Origin of the sequence: Streptomyces albiflavescens, from assembly GCF_014645835.1 — a bacterium.
Lineage (GTDB): Bacteria > Actinomycetota > Actinomycetes > Streptomycetales > Streptomycetaceae > Streptomyces > Streptomyces albiflavescens.
In genome coordinates, this window is record NZ_BMMM01000026.1 from 42,343 (window position 1) to 64,778 (window position 22,436).

Annotated in this window: 13 protein-coding genes; 10 read left to right on the top strand and 3 right to left on the bottom strand. The window is 68.4% G+C overall.

Translation table 11 applies throughout. The features are described from left to right. The first annotated feature begins 70 nt into the window (after positions 1-70). From IEY95_RS43765 to pglZ, 3 genes are all read left to right on the top strand, one after another. Positions 71-1,516: an ATP-binding protein gene (locus tag IEY95_RS43765; RefSeq protein ID WP_189191866.1), complete on the top strand. Its 1,446-nt coding sequence runs from the start codon at positions 71-73 to the stop codon at positions 1,514-1,516. A gap of 192 nt (positions 1,517-1,708) precedes the next feature. Continuing rightward, positions 1,709-5,635, top strand: a complete 3,927-nt coding sequence (gene pglY / locus IEY95_RS43770; RefSeq protein ID WP_189191867.1) for a BREX-2 system ATPase PglY — start codon at positions 1,709-1,711, stop codon at positions 5,633-5,635. 34 nt (positions 5,636-5,669) lie between these two features. Then, entirely contained in the window at positions 5,670-8,564 is a 2,895-nt protein-coding gene (gene pglZ / locus IEY95_RS43775; RefSeq protein WP_189191868.1) for a BREX-2 system phosphatase PglZ, read from the top strand. Between the two features lie 50 nt (positions 8,565-8,614). Here pglZ and IEY95_RS43780 read toward each other — a convergent pair whose 3' ends face one another. Both IEY95_RS43780 and IEY95_RS43785 read right to left on the bottom strand, forming a co-directional pair. Continuing rightward, positions 8,615-9,661, bottom strand: coding sequence for a CBS domain-containing protein (locus tag IEY95_RS43780; RefSeq protein WP_189191869.1), 1,047 nt, complete (start codon positions 9,659-9,661; stop codon positions 8,615-8,617). 7 nt (positions 9,662-9,668) lie between these two features. Beyond that, entirely contained in the window at positions 9,669-11,477 is a 1,809-nt protein-coding gene (locus IEY95_RS43785; protein ID WP_189191870.1) for a GmrSD restriction endonuclease domain-containing protein, read from the bottom strand. Positions 11,478-11,711: 234 nt separating this feature from the next. On the opposite strand from IEY95_RS43785, the gene brxD reads away from it, so the two are divergent. The 6 genes from brxD (at position 11,712) to IEY95_RS43815 (ending at position 19,902) form a co-directional block, all read left to right on the top strand. Continuing rightward, entirely contained in the window at positions 11,712-13,049 is a 1,338-nt protein-coding gene (gene brxD / locus IEY95_RS43790; RefSeq protein WP_229703780.1) for a BREX system ATP-binding protein BrxD, read from the top strand. Continuing rightward, positions 13,046-15,175: a DEAD/DEAH box helicase gene (locus IEY95_RS43795; RefSeq protein WP_189191871.1), complete on the top strand. Its 2,130-nt coding sequence runs from the start codon at positions 13,046-13,048 to the stop codon at positions 15,173-15,175. The genes brxD and IEY95_RS43795 overlap by 4 nt, the downstream gene beginning before the upstream one ends. Before the next feature lie 863 nt (positions 15,176-16,038). Further along, positions 16,039-17,577, top strand: a complete 1,539-nt coding sequence (locus IEY95_RS43800) for a helix-turn-helix domain-containing protein (RefSeq protein WP_229703781.1) — start codon at positions 16,039-16,041, stop codon at positions 17,575-17,577. Further along, complete coding sequence (locus IEY95_RS43805; RefSeq protein WP_308429414.1) at positions 17,574-18,143, top strand: helix-turn-helix domain-containing protein; 570 nt, start codon at positions 17,574-17,576, stop codon at positions 18,141-18,143. Before IEY95_RS43800 ends, IEY95_RS43805 begins: the two co-directional genes overlap by 4 nt. Positions 18,144-18,322: 179 nt before the next feature. Beyond that, on the top strand, positions 18,323-19,036 hold the full coding sequence (locus tag IEY95_RS43810; RefSeq protein WP_189191873.1) for a ParA family protein: 714 nt from the start codon (positions 18,323-18,325) through the stop codon (positions 19,034-19,036). Between the two features lie 545 nt (positions 19,037-19,581). Then, positions 19,582-19,902: a hypothetical protein gene (locus IEY95_RS43815; RefSeq protein ID WP_189191874.1), complete on the top strand. Its 321-nt coding sequence runs from the start codon at positions 19,582-19,584 to the stop codon at positions 19,900-19,902. Positions 19,903-20,054: 152 nt separating this feature from the next. Here IEY95_RS43815 and IEY95_RS43820 read toward each other — a convergent pair whose 3' ends face one another. Next, positions 20,055-20,246 carry a hypothetical protein gene (locus tag IEY95_RS43820; protein ID WP_189191875.1) on the bottom strand — a complete coding sequence of 64 codons (192 nt, stop codon included), beginning with the start codon at positions 20,244-20,246 and terminating at the stop codon, positions 20,055-20,057. 410 nt (positions 20,247-20,656) lie between these two features. Here IEY95_RS43820 and IEY95_RS43825 point away from each other — a divergent pair, with 410 nt between their 5' ends. After that, positions 20,657-22,279: a hypothetical protein gene (locus IEY95_RS43825; protein WP_189191876.1), complete on the top strand. Its 1,623-nt coding sequence runs from the start codon at positions 20,657-20,659 to the stop codon at positions 22,277-22,279. The last annotated feature ends 157 nt before the right edge of the window (positions 22,280-22,436 follow it).

Genomic DNA, 22,436 nt, shown 5'->3' on the forward strand with positions numbered 1-22,436 from the left:
CATTACTCATATTCTCCATACTATGGTTCACTTGAGTATGTTCAACACGAGCAAGCTCGAAGGGTGACCCATGCCAGGCTTCGTAGGCCGCACATCCGAGCTGGCCACCCTGGACCGCCACCTCGCCTGGGTACGCGACGGCCGCGGCGACCAGCGCGGCCGGGCCCTGCTCCTCCGCGGCCGGCGTCGCGTCGGGAAGTCTCGGCTCGTGGACCTCTTCTGTGAGCGCGCCCAGGTGCCCTACGTCGTCCACCAGGCCACCCGAGGCGAGGACGCCCAACGGGAACGGGCCCGCTTCCTCGCCGAGGTCCGGCACTCCTCACTGCCCGACACCGCCCTCCTCGCCGGCGTCACAACCGTCGCCGAATGGGACACGGCCCTACGTCAGCTCGCCGCAGTGCTCCCGGACGACGCCCCCAGCATCGTCGTACTCGACGAGCTGCCCTGGATGCTCGAAGGCGACCCGGTCCTGGAAGGCACCTTGCAGACCGTCTGGGACCGTGTGCTGAGCCGGAAGCCGGTACTGCTCATCCTCATCGGCAGCGATCTCGCCATGATGGAACAGCTCTCCGCCTACGGCCGCCCCTTTCATGAGCGAGGGGTCGAGATGGTCCTCGCGCCCCTCTCCCCCTCCGAGGTCATGGCGATGACCGGGCTCCCGGCCGCCGACGCCTTCGACGCCCATCTGATCACCGGCGGCCTGCCCCTCATCTGCCAGGAGTGGCAGGAAGGCGAGAGCCGCACCGACTTCCTATCCCGCGCCCTCGACGACCCCACCTCCCCCCTCCTCGTCTCCGCCGAGCGGGCACTGGCCGCCGAATTTCCTACCGCTCTCCAGGCCAGGCACGTGCTCTCCGTGATCGGCAGCGGTGAGCGGACCTTCGGGACCATCGCCGCGAAAGCCGGGGCAGCCGACCGACCGCTCCCCCCCGGCTCCCTCAACCCGGCCCTGCGCACCCTCGCGGACAAGCGGCTCATCGCCGTGGACACCCCTCTCTCCACCCACCCCGGAGACCGCGACCGCCGCTACCGCGTCGCCGACCCGTACCTCCGTTTCTGGCTGGTCTTCCTCGAACAGGGGATCCCGGAGATCGAGCGCGGACGCAGCCGGATCGTGGTCGAGGCGGTCGAACGTGGATGGACCTCGTGGCGCGGGCGGGCGATCGAACCCGTCGTACGAGAGTCCCTGGCCCGACTGCTGCCCGACGACACGTGGCCGCAGGTGCGGGAAGTGGGCGGCTGGTGGCCTCGATCGAACAATCCCGAGGTCGACCTCGTGGGGGCGGACCGGGCGCCGGCGCGCGAGGTCGGGTTCGTCGGCTCGATCAAGTGGCACGAGAACGGCACCTTCGACCGCCGTGCCCTGGCCGCGCTGGCCCGGGACGCCCTCGCCGTACCCGGTGCCGACGAGGACACCCCGCTGGTCGCGGTTTCCCGCTCCGGGTTCTCAGTGGACGGACTGACGGCTACGTACGGGCCCGAGCAGCTGATGGAGGCCTGGGCTTCCGCTGCGTGAGCTCCCTCCCCCATTTCAGACACGCCCGATACGATCGAAGACCGTCCCCACATGTGTGAACAGTGGCGGACGGTGCTTCCGGAGCAGCGTGCGGTGCGGGCATCGCACGCCGTTCCGGTCGACGGGGGGACGCGCCGCGCTGCCCGGTGGACGTAGACGTAGTACACGGAAAACAGGAGACGCGAGACAGAGATGGCCCCGACCGCCGCCACGGCCCCCCTTCTCCGCGATGTCATCGACATCAAGACGTCCATCTCCACGTCGGACTTCGTCCTGAAGCTGGCCGAAGCCGTCACCGAGGAGGGCGCCGAGCGGGCGCTGCGGGATTACGTCGTCACCGAGCGCCTTCTGGAGAACTTCGACGAGGCGCTCAGTCTGATCAAGACCGCGCTGGACGGGCAGACGTCGAAGGCCGCGTATCTGCACGGCTCGTTCGGTTCCGGCAAGTCGCACTTCATGGCCGTGCTGCACGCCCTGCTCCGGGGCGACGAGGCCGCACGCGCCCGGACCGATTTCGATCCGGTGCTGGCCAAGCACGAATGGCTGAGCACCGACGGGAAGCGGTTCCTCCTCGTGCCGTACCACATGCTCGGGGCCAAGTCCCTGGAGCAGCGGGTGCTCGGCGGGTACGTCAGCCACGTCAAGGCACTGCATGACGATGCGCCCACCCCGCAGGTCTACCGGACCGACGCCCTCTTCGCGGACATCCGCGCGCTGAGGGATCGTATGGGCGACGACAAGTTCATCGAAGGGCTCGCCGGGGCCGCGGCCGAGGGGAACACCGTCGATGCCGACGACGAGTGGGGCGACTCCTTCGCCTGGACCCCGGCGCTCCTCAACACCGCCCTCACCGCCGAGGAACTGGACGGCGCCGAGGTCAACCTCAACCTGGTCAACCCGACCACCCCGGCCGAGCTGCGCGCCAAGCTGGTGCACGACGCGAGCACCAGCTGGTTCCCCGGCTTCGCGAAGAACGCCGCCGAGGACGAGCACGGCTTCATCTCGCTCGACGCCGGCCTCGCCGTCATCGCCGAGCATGCGAAGTCGCTGAAGTACGACGGGCTGATCCTTTTCATGGACGAGCTGATCCTCTGGCTCGCCAACCGCATCCACGACCAGAAGTTCGTCTCCCGCGAAGCGGACAAGATCACCAACTTCGTGGAGGGCGCGGACTCTCGCCGCGCCATCCCGATCGTGTCGTTCATCGCGCGTCAGCGCGATCTGCGGGAGCTGGTCGGCCAGGAGGTCTCCGGGGCGGCCGAGACCGCGATCCAAGACAGTCTCAACCTGGCTTCCGGGCGCTTCGACAAGATCACGCTGGAGGACCGCAACCTCCCGCAGATCGCCCACGCGCGTCTCCTGAGGCCCAAGGGCGCGGAGGCCGCCGCCAAGCTCGACGCGGCGTTCGCGAAGATCAAGCGGGTCGGTCCGCAGGTGTGGGACGTGTTGCTGGGATCCGACGAGGGGACGACCGGTGCCGACGAGGCGTCGTTCCGGCTGACGTATCCCTTCTCGCCTTCTTTCATGGACACCCTGGTCCACATCTCCTCGGCGCTGCAGCGCTCCCGTACCGGTCTGAAGCTCATGGGCCAGCTGCTGGCCGATCATCGCGACGACGCGACGCTGGAGCAGCTCATCCCGCTGGGCGACCTCTACCCGGTCATCGCGGATGGAGGCGACCGGCCGTTCGTCGACAGTCTGAAGGTGGAGTTCCAGGCCGCGGACAAGCTGTACCGCACCAAGCTGCGGCCCTATCTCCTGGCGATGTACGACGTCACCGAGGAGGACATCGAGCGCTACCGCCACCGCCGCGAGACCGTCACCGACCAGGGGCTCGTCCAGCGGTGCAAGGCGTTCGTGGGCGACGACCGGCTGATGTGCACGCTTCTGCTGTCCGCGCTGGCGCCCAGTGTGCCCGCGCTGCGGGACCTGACGATCCGGCGGCTCGCGTCCCTCAACCACGGCTCGGTCATCTCCCCCATCCCTGGGGCGGAGGTCGGGGCGATCAAGTCGAAGATCGACGAGTGGGCGTCGCGCTTCGCGGAGATCAAACCCACCGGCACCAAGGCCAACCCCGGCGTACGGCTCGAATTGGCCGGCGTGGACGTGGATTCGGTCATCGCGAACGCCAACGTCAACAACAACCGCTCCAATCGCCGCGCCCTCGCCAAGCGACTGCTCGCCGAGGAGCTGGGAATCGACCTCCAGGAGCGACTCACCGCGGACGAGCTGAAGTTCGTCTGGCGTGGCTCGAACCGCACAGCGGAGGTCATCTTCGGCAACATCGCCGACCACGACGACCTGCAGGACCACGACTTCGCCCCCAGCCAGGACGGTCTGTGGCGGATGATCATCGATCTGCCGTACGACGAAGGCGAGTACGGGTGGCGCGAAGACGTCAATCGCATGGCCGAACTCCGTCGGCTTCCCGGAAATCGGCCACGGACGGTGGGGTGGATTCCCACGCATCTGTCCACCGGCCGCTTCCAGGACTTCCAACGACTGGTCGTCATCCACTACGCGCTCGCCGACCAGCGGCGCTTCGACACCAGCTACGCGCAGCACCTGAACGCCGACAACCGGGCCCGTGCCAAGGCTCTGCTGGAAGACCAGCGCGAGACTCTGACCAAGACGGTGAAGGCGGCGTTCAAACAGGCCTATGGCCTTGCGGCCAAGAAGCCCGGCGACGTCATTCCGGACTTCAATGAGCACTTGGAACCGCTGCCCGACGTCCCGGATCTGCGTGTCTCCATCGGGCAGTCCCTGCATGACGCGGTCCGGCACGTGGCGGGCAAGCTCCTGGCCCACCAGTTCCCCGCGCACCCGGACTTCGACCCCGACGGCACGGGGACCGTCGTCAAACTCGCCGACGCGCGGACCGTGTTCGGGCACATCCGCGGCGCCTCGGAAGCCGGTGACCGGCAGGCCGAGATCCCGGGCAAGGAACGGGACCTCATGCGGCGCGTCGCCACACCCCTGGGGCTCGGCCAGCAGAAAGAGGCGTACTTCCGGCTCTCGACCCGCTGGCCGGAGCACTTCGCCCTCCAGGCGCGCGGCGAGGCCGGTCCCGGTGACCTCAGCGTCGTGCAGCTCACCGAGTGGATCGACCGTCCCGCGCCGATGGGTTTGGAGCCGTTCCTCGCCAATCTGGTCATCGCGTCGTACGCGGAGATGGACGACCGGGTCTGGGTACGGGCCGGTGCGCTGCTCGACCCCTCGCCCGAGCTCTCGGCGATCAAGCCGCAGGACGCGCTGCGTTCCCAGCCGCTGCCAGAGGAGAACGTCTGGGAGGAGGCGGGGCGCCGCTACTGGGAGATCTTCGGCGAGGAGCCGCCCAGGCTGCGCCGGGGCCGGATGGTCGGGCAGTTCGCCCGGCGGATCACTGAGCGGGCCCGCACGTACCAGCCGCACGCGGCCGATCTGGTGGCGCAGTTGGAGAAGCACGTAACGCTGCTCGGTCTGGACGGCACCGACGAGTCCGGCCGACTGGCGATCGCCCGCCGGGCCCGGGACCTGCTGGACGAACTGCGCGGGCTGGACCAGGGGGCGGCCGGCGGTTCCGCGGCGGCGAAGCAGGTCATCTCCGCCTTCGCCGGCTTCGATCTCGGCGACGTGCCGACGAGCCGCTACGGTGCGTCGATCAAGCAGGCCGAGTCCGTCGCGGCTGCCTTGGCCACCGCGGCCTGGGACATGCTCAAACTCGCGCCCAACTACGGGCCGCAGGGTGAGGCGGTGCTGGAGGAGTTGCGCGGCGCGGCGCGTGTCGATCAGCGCACCAAGGACCTCAAGGAGGCGCTGCGGGAGGCACGACGGTCCATCGTCACCGTCATCGAGCGCAGCCAGGCACCCACCACCGACCCGCGTAGGGCGTACGCCGCGCCCACGCCGACCGAACCTCTCACAAAGCCCGACGCGATCAGCCTGAGCACCGACGCCAGCCGGCCGCCCGTGCCCTCCACCCACCCTGGCACCAATGGCGGACGACGTGCGGGACGTCGCTCGGGTGGGGGCCGGACCACGGCCTCCCGTGCGCTGGCCGAGTTGAAGGCCGAACTGGCCGAACTGGCGGCTGCCGAGCCGGACGCAGAGATCGAGATCAGCTGGCGGGTTGTGGAATGAGCGGAAGGCAGCTGACGGAGAAGGTGTGGGAACAGTGAGTACGGCGGCCGTGACCACCACCAGCGCGGTGCGGCTCAATGCCGCGACCATCACCCAGTACCTGGCATCACAGCCCGGCCTCAAGCCGGACAAGCGCAGGGTCGTGCTGCTACGGGCCGCGCCCTCCTGGGACGGCCCGGACGAGCTGCCGTGGGGTGAGCAGCGGCGGGCCGCGGTCGCGGCGGCGCCCTCTCCCCTCGGCGTGTACGAGCTGCTCCTTGCACACCAGAAGCCGTCGGCCACCGGGCCCGACGTGCTGGTGGTACTCACCGACCGCGAGGAGGCGGAACTCGGGCCCGATCTGCTGGCCAAGGTGCACCGGCAGCGGGTCAACGCCGTCGACACCTGGGATGTCGTACGGGAGGCTTTCGGTGCCAGCGCCTCCGACCACCGGCTGTTCGAGGAGAACTGGGCTGCCGAGGCACTGCTGGACGCCGCTCCGCCGCACGGCGGATGGCCGAAGCTGGCGGGCGGTGTCCTGTCGCGGCGCGAGGCGCTGACGTCGCTCGCCCTGCGCAGGCTGGGAATCGGCCGCTACGATCCGGACGCCGAAATCTCCCGCTCCGCGGCGGGAGCCGGTGACGAACTGGACATCCACACCCTGCTGCGATGGTCCCTCGTGCCTGGCGGCCCGGAACGGCTCCTGGCGCTGCGAGCGCCCGAGCGAGCCGGGCTCGTACAGTTCCTCGGCGAAGAGGAGCAGGCTGGGCGCGCGGGGCAAGCCCTGCTCGCCCTCGTGACGGCGGAACACGGGCCGGACGCCGTCGCGTTCGGTCTGCTCTGCGCGGCGCTGTGGGGCCACGCCGACGCCGTGGCGGACGCGGAGGACTACCGGGCCCGAGGGCGGGCCGAGCGCTGGTTCGGAGAGGAGCCGCCCGCCCAGGGTGAGCACCTGGACGCCCTAGCGGCGGCCTTCGGACGGTCCTGCGAGGAGTTCGTCTCCGCCCTGCTGCTGACAGGACAGTCGGACAGTGACGAAACAGCAGCGGAGGCCCGGCGACTGACCGGCTTCGTTCTCGACCGGGCGGCCGCCCTTTCCCGCCAGTTCGGGGCGGAACGGGCTGCAGGGACAAGTCCCGTACTGGCGGCAGGTCTTGAAGCACGCTTCACCGCTGTCGGCGAAGCGCTGTCGAGCGGCGGCCCCGAGCGGGTCACACCCGCGGTGAAGGCCCTCAGCCGACACCGGCTCGCCCGGGATCCCGACTACAGCGTCCGTATCGAGCGGGTGCGCATGGCGCAGCGGCTGGCACGTTGGCTCGCGACCGACCCGCCGGTCGAGACCCACACGGTGGCGGATGCCATCGCCCGTCACGTCGCCGAGACGGGCTGGGTGGACCTGGCACTGGAGCACATCGAGTCCGGAGGCGATCCCGATCCGGTGCTCCGCTCCGCGTACGACGCTCTGTGCGCCTCGGCGCGCGACCGTCGGCGCGAGATCGACCGGCACTTCGCCCAGGTGCTTGCCGCCCGGGCGGCGACCGACCGTGGTCCCGGCTCGATGCCGGCCGTGGAGACGTTCCTCCCCGAGGTCGTCGCCCCGGTCGTGAAGGCCGGGGAGCGGAGAGTGCTGCTCCTCGTGCTCGACGGGATGAGCGCAGCCATCGCCGCCGAGCTCGGCGAGCAACTGCGCGACCACTGGGCGGAGTACGACCCGCTGCCCGGAGCGAAGGACGCTCCGCGGCGCCGCGCGATGGCAGCCGCGCTCCCCACGGTCACGGCCGTGTCGCGGACCTCGCTCTTCGCAGCGCGGCTGATGAAGGGCACGCAGGCCGACGAGAAGAGGCTGTTCCCCGCTCACCGCTTCTGGGGCGGGGAGGACGTGGCGGTCTTCCACAAGGACGATCTGCGCGCCGAGACCAGTGGTGAGCCGTTCGGGCCCGAACTGCACGAGGCGCTCGTCGGCGACCGTACGCATGTGGCGGTGGTCCTCAACACCGTGGACGACCGGCTGGCCTCCGAGCAGAAACTCGGTGACGGTGCCTGGCGACTGTCCGACATAGGGGGGCTGCGAGCACTGCTTCGGTCTGCCGCGGACCAGGGCCGAGCGGTGATCCTCACCAGCGACCACGGCCATGTCATCGATCGACGGTCGGCGCGGGTGGACGCCGAGGATGTGCGGTCCGCGCGGCACCGCGGTCCCGGAGGTCCGCTCGTGGAGCAGGAAGTCGTGCTGACAGGCCCTCGGGTTCTCGACCCGGAACCGGAGAGCGAGATCGTCGCCCTCTGGGACGCCGACACCCGCTACACGTCTCGCAAGGCCGGCTATCACGGCGGCGCGTCCCTGGCCGAGTTCGCCATCCCGGTGCTGGCCTTCCTGCCCTTCGGGGCGAAGCCGCCGAGCGGCTGGCGGGAGCTGGGGAACCAGCAGCCGAGCTGGTGGTCACTGGTCCCGCGAGGGGAGGAGCAGCCACCGCGGGCCCAAGCCGCCGCGGTCTCGGTACCGGTACCGAAGAAGCCGCCCAAGAAGAGCAAGAACGAGGCGGAACTCGCCAAGAGCCACGAGGCACTGTTCGACGTGGCGCTGGTTCCTTCGGGATCCGAGGAGGGCGCTCTGCTGTCCGTAACCCCTGTGTCTCCGAGTGATGCCTTGGTCGACGCCCTCCTGAAGTCCGAAGTCTTCACGGCACAGGTGCAGCTGCTCGCCCGTAAACCGGACCTTGCCAGGGTGGAAAAGGGCGTACACGCTCTGCTGGACGCGGGCGGCACCCTGCCCATGACTGCCCTCGCCCAGCGCGTCGGACTGCCCGCGAACCGGCCGGCGGACGGCTTCGCCGCCGTGCTCCGGCAGTTGCTCAATCACGACGGTGTCCAGGTGCTGGAGACGCTGCCGGACGGGCGGACCCTGCGGCTGCACACCGGACTGCTGCGGGACCAGTTTGAGTTGAACTGAGAGAAATCGATGAAGCCGACCCCGGGACGCGGGGTCGGCTTCACCATCCGTCACGTGAGCTGGCGCAGCAACCCCACGAACTGGCGTAGCTCCTCGCTCCGCTGAGGCGACAGCGGCTCCGGGTCGAAGTGCGCAATCTGGTTGCGGATGCTGCGCACCCGGTCGAGCTGGTGCACGAACTGGACGCGGTTCACCCCGGTCCAGCCGAGGGTCTGCCAGTTCTGGTCGGCCGCGGCGCACAGCGCCTCTTTCCGGTGTCCCTGCTTGTTGCGCTGATCGCCGTCGAGCAGCATCACGTACTGGCCGAACATGAGGTCCGCGATCTTCCCCGTCTTCCTGTCGTTGTGCTGCACGGCACGGATGGCGTCCTCACTCATCTTCGCGCCGAGGCACTTGCGCAGCCGGAACTCGATCTCGCCGACAACGAAGAACGGCCATGCGGTGGCGTCGAAACGTTGGGTGATATCCGCGGCGGTGACGATGCCACTGACCCGTCCGTTGTTCGCCCTGACCAGTACGAATCCGTGCTCACAGATGATGGGCAGCAAGGAGAAGAAGTCGTCGTGGGCGTGCGCGACCGGAGGGTCGTCCACGATCGCGTTGGCCAGCACGGCGTCCTCGCCCCTTGCGTGCATCATGGCAACCGAGCGCCAGGTGACGACGCCGGTCACCGTGTACTGGTCCTCCAGCACTGGGACTTGGGAGTACTTCTTCGCCTGCATGATGTAGATCGCGTCGGTGAGGTCCGAGCCGAGGGTGATCGAGTCGACCCCGGCGTGTGCACACGGCAGGTCACCGATCCTGAAGGATTGCTGCGGCATCGCACCAGGCAGCAGCCCCGCCTCATCCTCCTCGTCCGCGCCGTCCCCCTGGTCCCCTGCTGCGGATTCCTGGGCAACGATGTGGATCTCGGACTGGCTGCTGCAAGTGGCGAAGTACGGCAGGGTCGCGAGACCGACGTCCTTCAGCTTCTGCTCGATGTGCAGGATGGCCTGGTCGTTGCGGAACCGGGTGTTGAAACAGGTCAGGAGCTCAACGAGAGGTATGCGCCGGCCTTTGAGCGCCAGCAGTTCTTCGTCGGAGGGTGTCCGGAGCACGGCTGCGTCACCCGGCCTTCGCATCGCGGAAGACGGTGCGCTTGCCCATGGCCGACATGACCAGCTCCAGCAGCTGCTTGGATCTGTTCTCGTAGAACTGCTCGAAATCGCCCGTGTGCAGCGCGGCAGGGTCGATGAGGTGGGTGCCGATGACGTCGTCGAACCACTCGGGGCGCATTCCCGACTCGAGCGCGAGCGTCTTGAGGTAGCCGGCGGGCGATCCGGTCATGCTTTTGCTGGCCCGCAGCGACAGGGGTGTCTTGTTGATGATCGAGTTCGCCCTGTTGCTGTAGGCCCGGTGGTTCTTGTCGATCCACGCCTTCGGGAAGATCTGGCGCACCTCCACGCTGTACTCGGCCAGCCGAGCGGCGTTCAGGGGTGCCTCCGTGAAGTACCAGTCCACCGCTCCCTGCTTGACCAGAAGGGCGTAAACCCCCTTGTACGCAGCGCTGTTGCGCGTGCTGAGGGTGTCCAGCCGGTCGTCCAGGAAGGCCGCCTCGGCAATGGTGTCGGGGACCAGTTCCGTGTTGCCCTGGAGTCGTTCGACGAGTTGCTCCACGTCGCGGGTGAAGCGGCTTTCCGTAGAACCTCCGTACATCTCGCCGAGCACACCGCACCAGTACCACTGAGTGAGCAGCTCGTCGGCCGCCGCTTTCTCGGTCTCCTCGCCGAGAATCGTCCGTACGGCGGCCAGCGGTACGAGCTGGGTTCGGTACGGCAGGTCGGGGGCGCGCACGATGCACTGCCGTTCCAGGAAAGCCCCCACCCACTCGAAGGCCTCCGCCACGCGCGGGGCGAGCAGGCTGAAGTCGGCGAGCGGCAGTTCCAGCAGGTCACGGCGCTTGCAGGAGACCGCGGCGCGCGGCTCCTGGCGCTTGCGCTCCCAGGTTCGGACGAGAGCCACGGCCTGGAGGAAATCGCTGCTGCTGAGTCCGTCCTCGACACCGGCCTCCATGCGTCCGAACACGGGGTATGACGATGTCAGGCCCTTCTTGATGTCCAGCCAGACGTCGGGGAGCTTGTAGTAGTCGCCGTGCTCGGCCACGTACTCCTGGTTGCCCGCGTAGGTGGCCGTCAGCAGTTCGAAGACGTTGAGCGGCACACCACCGGTGTTCACCCGCTCGAACACAGCACAGACCGCGTCCATGGTCGTTGAGGCCGCGAGCTTGATCATCGGGACCTGGAACGACTGCATACGGTTGAGCACGTGCATCTGGAACTGTCCCCACAGCCCCCAGTTCGTGACGTCGACCTTCACGTACTCCTGGTGCCAGGCATTCACTCGCTCGGTGTCGAACACGAAGTGGAGGGGGAAGTAGCCGGCGGCGCACTCACCTTCGACGGTACCCAGGTCGATGAGGTCCCTGCGGTTGAAGCCGGTCTTAAGGATCTTGTCCTCAGGCACGGACACGATGGCGTCGTCGCGTTCGGCCGGTGGCCCGATGGCCTTGGCGATGTCGACGTAGTACCAGCGGTTCATGGGCTTGCCCCGGGCGTCGACCGTCTCGACCGGGCGGTCCCGGTGCAGTGCCTGGAAGAGAGAGGTCAATCGCTGCTGGCCGTCGAGCAGCAGGAGATCAGGAACCTCGCCCTCCGCATCCTCGGCGCCCTTGAGGGTCCGGGTGCGGAACAGTGAGGTGCCATTGGTCTGCAGCGCCATCACCACCCCGAGCGGATAGTCGAGTGTCACCGTCGCGATGAGCGCCCTGATGCGCTCGTCGTCCCACTTCCACTCACGTTGGAAGTCGGGGAGCTGTAAGGCGCCGGAAGCGACGTCCGCAAGGGCATCGCTGAGTTTCAGACTGTCGAGTGCCACGCTGTGTCTTTCCGTCTGGGACCGAACGCTGCGTCACCGTCCCTCACGACGGTGAACATGTCATTGCACCAAGGGGGTTGGCGGCAGTCAAGGCATTCACCGACGCCGCTATCGTGCACCAACATCGGCGATCCGGAGATGGCCGGACAGTCCGTACTGCGGTCCATGTGCACTCCAGGGCCGTCCGTTTCGTCTTGTGCCCTCCCTGTCTTCGGCCGATGGGAGACTGTCGGGGTGAGTACAGACAGCCCTGGCCGAAACGGACCCGTCAGTGCCGCCCGGCGCCGTGACGTGATCGACGCGCTGCGCCGGGGAGCCGTTCCTGAGAGCGGGCTCGACCTGCTGGCCACCGGCCTGGACCGGTTCCAGAGTGCCCTGGACTCTGAATTCGACGCCGTGGCGTCGGGCGCGTCGGTGTTCAAGGCCGTACGCGGCGAGTACGGGTCGGGCAAGACCTTCTTCGCGCGGTGGCTCGGGGAGCGGGCCAAGCGGCGCAACTTCGCCGTCGCCGAGATCCAGGTCTCTGAGACCGAGACCCCGCTGCACAAGCTGGAGACCGTCTACCGACGCCTCACCGAGCGGCTGACCACGCCCGGATTCCCCCCGAGCGCGCTCCGGCCGGTCGTCGACGCCTGGTTCTACGCCCTTGAGGAGGACGCTCTCGCCGCAGGTGCGTCGGAGGAAGACCTGCCCACAGAGGTGGAGCGGTTGATGACCGCCCGACTCACCGAGGTATCCCGGCACGCCCCGTCGTTCGCGACGGCGCTGCGGGGTTACCGTACGGCCCTCGAGTCGGGAGACGAGGCCACCGCCTCAGCCGTCATGGCGTGGCTGGGCGGACAACCGCATGTGGCCGCGGCGGCCCGCAGGTCCGCCGGGGTGCGCGGCGACCTCGACCATTTCGGCGCCCTGGGTTTCCTGCAGGGGCTGCTCACCGTGCTGCGCGACTCCGGGCACGCGGGCCTGTTCGTCGTTCTGGACGAGGTGGAGACCCTGCAGCGGGTCCGCTCCGATGCCCGTGACAAGGCGCTGAACGCGCTACGCCAGCTCATCGACGAGGTGCACTCCGGACGCTTCCCCGGCCTCTATCTGTTGATCACCGGCACGCCGGCGTTCTACGACGGCCGACAGGGCGTGCAGCGTCTGGCTCCGCTGGCCCAACGGCTGGCCACCGACTTCACCACCGATCCGCGCTTCGACAACCCGCGTGCCGTGCAGCTCAGGCTGCCGGGCTTCACTCTGGACTCGCTGATCGGTCTCGGGCTGACCATCAGGGACCTGTATGCGTCTGGAGCTTCGTCGGCTGAGCGAGTCAAGGAGATCACAGACGACGTATATGTCGCCGATCTGGCCAAGGCCGTCGGCGGGGCGCTGGGGGGCAAGGTGGGGGTAGCGCCTCGCCTGTTCCTCAAGAAGCTCGTCGGCGACGTCCTCGACCGTGTGGACCAGTTCGAGGACTTCGATCCGCGCAAGCACTACGCACTCACGGTGAACGCCTCGGAGCTGACCGAAGTCGAACGCAACGCGGCGGCGGTAGACAGCGCCGATGATGTCGAACTGGACCTCCCATGAGCGACGTGGCGCCCGACCCGATGGACCTGCTTCACCCGGGGTTGGTCCACCACGTCGTGAACACCCTGGGCTGGCCCCGCCTGCGGACCCTCCAGGAGGAGGCGATCACCCCCCTGACAGATGGGGCGGACGCCGTCCTGATCGCCCCCACCGCAGGTGGGAAGACCGAGGCCGCGTGCTTCCCATTGCTGTCGCGGATGGCGCAGGAGAATTGGGACGGCACCTCGGTTCTCTACGTATGTCCGCTGAAGGCGCTGCTCAACAACCTGCTGCCCCGACTGGAGACGTACACCTCCTGGCTGGGGCGCACAGCCGCGCTCTGGCACGGCGATGTCACACACTCCCGCCGCAAGCGCATCCTGCGCGAACGGCCGGATGTGCTGCTGACCACTCCCGAGTCCCTGGAGGCCATGCTGGTCAGTGCCAACGTCGACCACCGGGCGTTGTTCTCCGGGCTGCGGGCGATCGTCGTCGACGAGGTGCACGCTTTCGCGGGCGATGACCGGGGGTGGCATCTGCTGGCCGTGCTGGAACGGCTGGAGCGGGTGACCGGGCGCCCGGTGCAGCGGGTCGGCCTGTCCGCGACCGTGGGTAACCCGGAGGAGCTGCTCACCTGGTTGCAGGGAGCAAAGGCCGGGCGGCGCACGGCACAGGTCGTCGCCCCGCACCTGAAGGAGAAGGTACAGAAACTGCCCCCGCCCGGGGATGTCCAGCTCGACTATGTGGGGTCCTTGGCCAATGCGGCGACAGTGATCGCGGCATTGCACCAGGGCGAGAAGCGACTGGTCTTCTGCGAATCGCGCAAGCAGGTCGAGGAGCTCGGCGCGGCGCTGCATGCGAAGGGCGTGACCACTTTCCTGTCCCATGCCTCGCTGTCCGCAGACGAGCGGCGTCGGGCTGAGGAAGCCTTCGCGGAGGCTCGCGACTGCGTGATCGTCTCCACCAGCACCCTGGAACTGGGCATCGATGTCGGCGACCTCGACCGGGTCGTCCAGATCGATGCGCCGAGCACCGTGGCCTCGTTCCTGCAGCGACTGGGCCGCACCGGTCGACGGCCCGGATCCAGCCGCAACTGCCTGTTCCTCGCCACCGACGACGCCGGCCTCCTGTCCGCGGCGGCACTTCTGCTGCTCTGGTCGCGCGGCTGGGTGGAGCCGGTCATCGCTCCTGCGGAGCCCCGGCACATCGTCGCGCAACAGGTGCTGGCGCTCTGCCTCCAGGAGCACCGGGTCGGTGACCGGCTGTGGCAGGAGTGGTGGGGAGGCCTCGGTCCGTTCGGCCCTTCCGCCGAGCCGATCGTGCGCCATCTGGTCGAGGAGGGCTATCTGGACCGGGACGGCGAACTGCTGTTCATCGGCCCAGAAGCCGAAAAGCGGTTCGGCTACCGGCACTTCATGGATCTCACCGCGGTCTTCACCGCCGCCCCGGAGTTCACTGTGCTGTCGGGTCGCGCCGAGATCGGCACCACAGATCCCGTGCTGCTCACGGACGAGGTCGTGGGCCCTCGCCGACTTCTGCTCGCCGGGCGCAGCTGGCAGGTGACGTACATCGACTGGTCGCGCCGCCGCTGCTTCGTCGAGCCCGTGGAAAGTGGCGGGCGGGCTCGGTGGGGAGGCGTCGGCCTGACCCGTACCTCGTCGTACGAGCTGACACGGGCGGCCCGCGACATCCTGCTCGGCGCGGCCCCTCCAGTCAGGCTCACCCGCCGTGCCGAAAGTGCCCTCGCTCGCGTGCGCGATGAGAGCGCCGAGTTCGTGTACCACGACGGCACCGTCGTCATGCGGGGAGGCCGCGACACGAATGTGCGGTGGTGGACGTGGGCCGGCTATCGCACCAACGCCACTCTGGCCGCCACCCTCTCCACCATCACCGATCCGCTTCAGCGCCCCACGGACACATACGTCCGGCTGCGTGAGGACATCACGCTCCAAGACTGGAAGCGGGCAACCGCGGACGCCGCTGGCCACCTGTGCCTCCCGGCGGTGGACCCCCGTGCACTGGCCGGGCTGAAGTTCAATACCGCCCTTCCGCCGCGTCTGGCCGAGGCAACGCTGGCGGCCCGGTTGGCCGATCTGACCGGTGCCGCTGCATCGCTCCGCGAGGCCGTCAGGTTCACGACCAGATGAGTGAAACGTGTGGGCACAAGTGGAGGTCGCAAGCACGGACAGGCCGATCGCGGGTGCAGGGAGCCGCAGTCTGAGACCCTGTTCGTCAGGCCCAATTGCAGACAAGATTGCGTCTCTCAAGCTGGGTCCGGCAATCTCCGACCTAGCTGCGTGTCGAAGAGGAAGCCGCCCTCCACGGCCTGTTAGAGGACCTGGCCGCGCGACAGCCCATTTTCGAACAGTCGATGCTGACCGGCAAAGGGGACGGCCTGAACCCCGACGACCGAGCCCCTGTTCCAGTTCCGACCCCCTGGGCTGCCACCTGTGCGTCGTTCACGGCCCACCGACATGCACCTGGCGCCCGGTGGACGAACACAGCGCGTGCACACTTGCGTGGGAGCTCCCGGGCAGATGCGGGAAGTCCCTCGAAACGGGAAAGGGCCCCGACCAAGGCCTACGACCTGCTGAGAGCCCAGCCGGCAGACGAGTCGGGCTATACGCCGGGTATTCCTGACGCACCCTTCTGACCTGCGGCTTCGCGGATCGGATCGGCTGTGACCTGCTAGGTCGGGTTGCAGAGGCGACCGGAGGCAGTCAGAGGAAACCGCTCTGATTCGACCCCGATTCGAACCGAGCTGCTCGGAGCCGATCAGAGGCAATCGCCCTCTGTTTTGGTCCGAGTCGGCCCAGGTCAGACGGCGTTGATCAGGCTGTGGACCCGCTGACGGCACTCGGAATCGATCTCGGTCGAGCCGCGATGGGGACGCCTGCCTCCAGCACCGCAGCCAGGCATACGAATGCCTCCAGGATGGCCATCCTGGAGGCTTCGCTGGCACCGATTGGAGGTCGGTACCGGACACCACCCGTGGTTTTAGCGGGCCTGGGTGGCGTCCCTGTCCTTGCGGGACGGCTCCACAGTGCCACACAGCACCCACCAGACAGGTTCTCCCCGACACCCATTTCACCCACGCGAGCGACTGGGTCTTCACCATCTGCCTACGGCTGCGGCCGATCTCATTCTGCTCGGGGATCTCACCGGCCGCTACGCGGCGGGCAGTTACAGCAAGCTCTCCTCCGACGCCCAGAGTGTGTCCCTGCGCGAGAGCCGTCGGGGCGCGGCCGAGCACGGGCACCGGATAACGGCGGCCATCGCCTGCCATGTCGCTCGCGCCAGCGGCACCGTCGACCAGCTGACGCAGCTACTGCTGCACCCCGAGCACGAAGGCGGGCGGCACGCCCGGAGCATCGCGCTGCGGTCCGGGCAGTCACGTGCTCTGGCGTACATCGGCCGGGTATGGGCCAGCGCCTCGGCCGCGGTCAGCAGCACGACGATGCTGGAATCGCGGCACCACGCGTACGAGTTGCTTGCCGCGCTGCGCGACCGCATCGAGACGACGCCCTGGCGTGGGGAACGTGGGCGGACCGCGCTGCGGGTCCTGCGGGCGCATCTGAACTTCGCCGAGATCGCGGGCGGTCCCCTGCACCACGCCAGCGAGCGGCAGACCGCGGAGGAAGCGGGGGTATCCCGCACGACCCTCCGGGTCGTCTACGAGACCGTCCTCAAGCCGCGGGGCTGGCTGCGGCGTCTGCGCGTCGGCCACGGCCGCGAGGGCTCGACCTGGTACCTCGCCGAGGGCAACGCTGGCCGCCACACCATCCCCGTAGCGCAATCTCGATTCGGAACCACTCAGTACCCCCCCGACCTGGCACTTGAGGAGTGGCCCACCCCTGAGACAGGCCTGACGGCCGACCTCGACTCCACCGTCATCGGCCAGCTGATGGGCCACGACGCCTTCGCCCACCGCGGTCTCGGCAGCGCCGCACTGGTGATCATCGGTGCACTGCACGCCCATGCGGCGCAGACGGTCGCCGAGCTTGTCGGCTCGTCCTCCGTCTCCCGCGCCACCCTCTACCGCACCTTGCGGCGCCTGGCCGACCACGGCCTCGTCACCCACAGCGGTGAGACCTGGACCCTGGCACCTCATGCTCTGGAGGGCTTCGGCGACCACCCTCCGGAGGCTGCGGCCGAAGAGATCGCCGAGCTGGCTCGGGGCTGGGGCGCAGTCGCGACGCGGCACGGGACCGCGGGCGTCGCGTTTCGGCGCAAGGCGGTGCACGCCGCCGAGCGCGCGGCGTACCAGCAGGCGCTGGAACGGCTGTCGGAGCACCGCAGCAAAGCCGTGGTGCTCGTCCGCGACGGGCACCAGGTCCTCGTTCCCGCGCCGCGGCCCGACGAGATTCCCACCGCGTGCCACGCCCCGGACGGCTGTGTCCTCGATCCGGCCACCGGCCGCGCCGCTCCCGACTGGCGGATCGCCACCGACGGACGGCTGATCCTCATCACCCCTGCCGACCAGCGCAGTTACGACGAGCTGGCCGCCGCCCATGCCGAAGCCCTCAGCGAATGGGAGTCCGCAGCGTGAACCCACCCCCTCAGCCCACAGCCGATCACAACGACCAGGTCACTGCGCACGCGCTGCGTGAGCAGTACGAGTCCGGCGCCACGGTCAACCAACTCGTGGCGAGCAGTGGCCTGTCCTACGGCACGGTCCTCAACCGACTGCACGAGGCCAAGACCGTGATGCGCACCTCGTGGCAGACGCGCAGGCTGCGCGACGGGCAGGCCCGCCGCAACCTCGCGGCCCGCCTGCGCCGCCTCTACGAGCAACAGGGCGCGACCCTCACGGAGTTGGCCGTGGAGGGGTCCGTGACGCGACGGGTCGCTCGGCGGCTGCTGATCGAGGCCGGGGGCACGCCCCGCAGCACCCAGCAGACGCTGCGCATCCGTTCCGCAGCCAGTACCGCGCGGCGGATGAAGCTCGCGTTGTCCCTGCGGGCACGGTACGAGGCCGGCGCCACGGTGCCGGACCTGGCCGCAGAGTGCAGCTACTCCGTCGGCACCGTCTATCGGCTCCTGCACCAAGCGGGCACCCGTATGCGGCCCAAGCACAACCACGGCCCGGCCCGCGCCCCGAGGAAGCGCTCATGAGCGCCCTCGAACGGGTCCCCTGCCGGGCCCGGCAGGTCACGGAACCGAAGGCGAGCCATCCCGAATACAGCGCTGCTCGGGGTCCTCCTTCGCCCACGCTCAGCAGATACCGAACGTCGGCCTTCTCGCCGACGCACGCACGTCAACGCCCCTGTCCCGATTCAGGAGATCAAGCACTCGTGAGTGAGAACACCCGTACCAAGACCCTGGCCGCAGCTGCGGCCAGCACCTGGGACGCCTTCGTCATCGTGGTCGGCATGCTCAAGGGCGGCACCGGCAAGACCACCTCGGCCTGGTTCATCGCCCTCTACTACGCCGTCGTCCTCGGCCTGCCCACCCTGCTGCTGGACGCCGACGCGACCAGCCAGTCCGCCTACGACTGGTTCAAGGTCGCCCAGGCCACCGGCTTCGAGATCCCCGCGAACCTGGTCGTCGAGCGCTACCCGTTCGACGACATCGCCGAATACATCCGCACCAAGCGCGCCGAGTTCGGCGCGATCGTGGTCGACGCCGGCGGCGGCAGCGCCCGCATCTTCCACGAGGCTGTCACCGAGGCGAACCTGCTGCTCGTCCCGGTCGCCCCCACCAAGATCGAGCGTCGCAAACTCGTGGCCACCTTCGACGAGGCCGAGCGCGCCGCCGCACGCAACGAGCACGGCGTCACGGCCCACGTGGTCATGGTCAAGGCCGATGACCGCACCAGCCTGCCCAGCCGGGCCAAGGAGCAGCTGCTGGAGCCCGTCGAGGGCGAGGGCATCGGCCCCGACCGCGACGAGGCGTTCCCGCTCGCCGAGACCACCATCCACTCCTGGGTGCACTACATGGAGGCCTTCGGCGAGATCCCCACCGAACTGAGCGAGTACGCCAACCTGATGAAGGAACTCACCGCATGAGCGAGAAGAACGAGCGGCCGAAGCCGCCAACACGCCGCACGGGCGGGCGCGCCCTGGGCGGAGCCAAGAAGACGACCCCTCCGCCTACTCCCCCGGCCGCCGAACTCACCCCCGAGCAGTTCGCTGCTGAGGAAGCCGCTGCCGAGGGCGAAGGCCGGCCCACGCCCAGCACGCCGCGGGTTCCGCCTGCTCCATCCAGCGCTCCTATCGAGACGTCAGCGCAGGCCGGGACCGAAACGGTGTCCGATGCGACACACAACGCGGCCTCGGGGACCGCCGCTGCAGCTCCAATCAACTCTGCGCAGGAACCTGCTCCCAGTCAGCCAGTCCACTCAGTCGTTACCTCCCAGGAAGGTGTGGAATCCGCAGGTGAGCCACCAGAGCGACAGGCGCCGCCTGCGGTTCCGGCTACCGGGCCCGCAGCACCTGCGGTCCACCCCGCCCAGCAGGCCCAGCCTCTGGAGCCGGGCTCATCCCACATCGCGTCCTCGCCTTCTTCCACCGGCCCGTCCGCCGAGGTGGCCGTTCGCCCTTCTGTGCCTCCGATGGCAGGCAGTTCGGCATTCCCGGTGAGGACCGACAGTCCAAATCCTCACCAAGAACAGCATGCGCGAGCTCATGAAGCGCCCAGCGAGGGAGCCCCCTACGCCCACGGTCCTGGCCGTCCCAAGGACATCCCCGACCTTGCCGCCCTCCTCAACCAGCGCATCATCACGCGCGAGAGTCTCGACTCGTCAGTCCCTGCGGCGCTGAAGTTGAAGAAGCGGCTCAAGCGCTTCGCGCTGGACAACGAACTCGACCACCTGCCCATCGGCGACATCGTCTCAGTCGCCCTGGACGAGTGGCTCACCGCCCGCGGGTTTTGAACCCGACCGCAGTAGACGAGGCGGCCGCCCCCAGGTCGGGGTGCGGCCGCCCCTGCCGACCATTCCAATAGCCCAGTAGGCGGATAGCTATCCGCCTAGCCGGACCGACCGGAGCAATTCTCGTGCCCGATCACTCGCCCTACGCTGCCCGACTACGTGAAATCGCCGACGCGCTCGACGCCGAGTTCCAGCCAACCGACGACGCTCTCACTCCGCACCCGGACACCCTGAACGTCGTCAAGGACCGGCATACCAAGCGAGGGCAGCTGAACCATGCCGTCCCTGAAGTGCTGCAGTTCCAGCGCCGGATCCGCCGCTGCAATGCCGACACCGACATCCCTCACGGAGACATCGTTACACTCGCCCTGGACGCCTGGCTCCGTGCGAAGGGCTACCCGCCGGACCTGAGGCCACTGGGCACAGAAGTCCCTTAACCAGAGGTCTCACAACGGAAGGCACTGGAGTACCGGGCTTTACAGTGTGGGTGGCAGCCTGCCGAGATGCGGGGCAACTGGCGAGCCGATTCGAACCTACACACGCCGAAGCTGGCACGCGCGCTGACGGCTCCGCAGCGCCCAAAGCGTGTCCAGCAGTTCACACTTGGCAGTCGAGGGCGGGCACCATCGTCAGGGTGACCACACCACCCGCCCACTGGGATCCGATCTCACAACGTCTATGGCAAGCAGTACGCAACGGCGCTCCTCTTGATCTCACTGCTGCTTCACCCGACGGCACAACGCAAGACCCGAGTTCCATGAGCCAGGAAGTCCCTGCCGAGGTCATTGCCGTTCTCCTACTGCAGCCCCCTGCGCCGGAGCCGGGAGCGGTGTCGCGGCTGCAGCTGATCGGTGCGCAAATCACCGGACGCCTTGAGCTGCACTACGCCGCGGTCGAGATCCCCTTCTCCCTCCGCGATTGTCGGTTCGACGAGCCGGTGGAACTCGCCGACGCCTCCCTACGCGCGGCGGACTTCACCGGCTGTCACCTACCTCGGCTGAGCGCCGACCGATTGCGCGTGGACGGCGATCTGACGCTCGACCAGCTGGTCAGTGGCGGAGTGGACCTGTTCGGCGCGCAGATCAGGGGCGATCTGTGGCTCACTTCCGCCCGCATCACAGGCAACGGATCCGGCTTTGCCGTGAATGGGCCTCAGCTCCGCGTCGAAGGCGGCTTGTACGCGCACTCCGCTCATGTGACAGGCGGGCTGAACCTGTGGGGCGCCCAGGCCTTCACCATTGAGCTCACCCAGGCCCGCCTGTCCGGGGAGGAGGATCATCCGGCGTTCCGTGGCGACGGCCTCCACCTCGTTCAAGACCTCGGCTGTACCGACCTGTTGGTCGACGGCGGTGGCGTCCGCCTGTTCGGCGCAACGATTGGCGGCCAATGCTGGCTTGCCCGTGCCGACATACGCACTGCTACTGGGTGGGCCGTCAGCGCTCCGACGCTCACCGTCGGTGGTGGTATCTACGCTGACGGACTGACGGTCGAGGGGGGTGTCAATCTGTTCGCTGCAGTCGTCGGCGAATCGATAGAACTCACCGCCAGCACGCTCCTCCCCTACCGCCAGTTCGCGCTTCGGGCTCCCGGAGCCCGAGTGGAAGCAAACATCACGCTGGACAACGCGACACGCGTCGCAGGAACCATCGATCTCACCCGGACCGAGGTCAAGGGCGCCTTTTCGCTCATCGGGACAACGTTCGCGGAGGGAGCAACCGTCGACCTGCACCGCGCCGTCCTCGGAGCGCTCCATCTGGAGGCCCTCACTGCGCCGCCCGCCACCCTCGACCTGAGCGCTGCGACCATCGTTTCCATCACCGATGCCGCTGACTCGTGGCCCGCACAGATTGCGCTCGCCGCACTCACCTATCAAGCCCTCCACCCGGTGATGCCGGCCGCTCACCGTCTGCCCTGGCTGCAGCGCAGCGCTGACTACCACCCGCAGCCCTACGAACAGTTGGCCGCCTACTACCGTCAACTTGGCCATGACGACGACGCGCGCACAGTCCTCCTGGCCCGGCATCGACAACGGCGGCGTAGCCTGCCAAGGCCTGCCCGGCTCTGGGGCTACATCGAAGACGCCACTGTCGGATACGGCTACAGACCGGGGCGCGCGCTGATATGGCTGCTGGCCCTTGTCGCTACCGCTGCCATCGCCTTCTCAGCAGCACCACCACGGCCCGCCCAATCCCACGGACCGTCCTTCCAACCGATCGTCTTCTCCCTCGACCTGATCCTGCCCGTCCTCGACCTGGGTCAGGAAAAGGCATTCACCCCTGTCGACAGCACTGCCTGGATCGTCTGGATCAGCTCCCTCTCCGGCTGGCTACTCGGCACCACCGTGATCACTAGCCTCACCCGTCGCCTCACCCGCTCCTAAACGCCCGCAACACGCGCCTGCCCGAGCATGCACCTGCCTCGCGCCCAGCTGGAGAGCCTTCTCAGCTACTGCATTGACAGTCGTCGGCACCAGCGTCGCTGCTCTGTTTCTGACAGCACACTGGAGGTGGCGTGACTATCGAGACGACGGCAACACC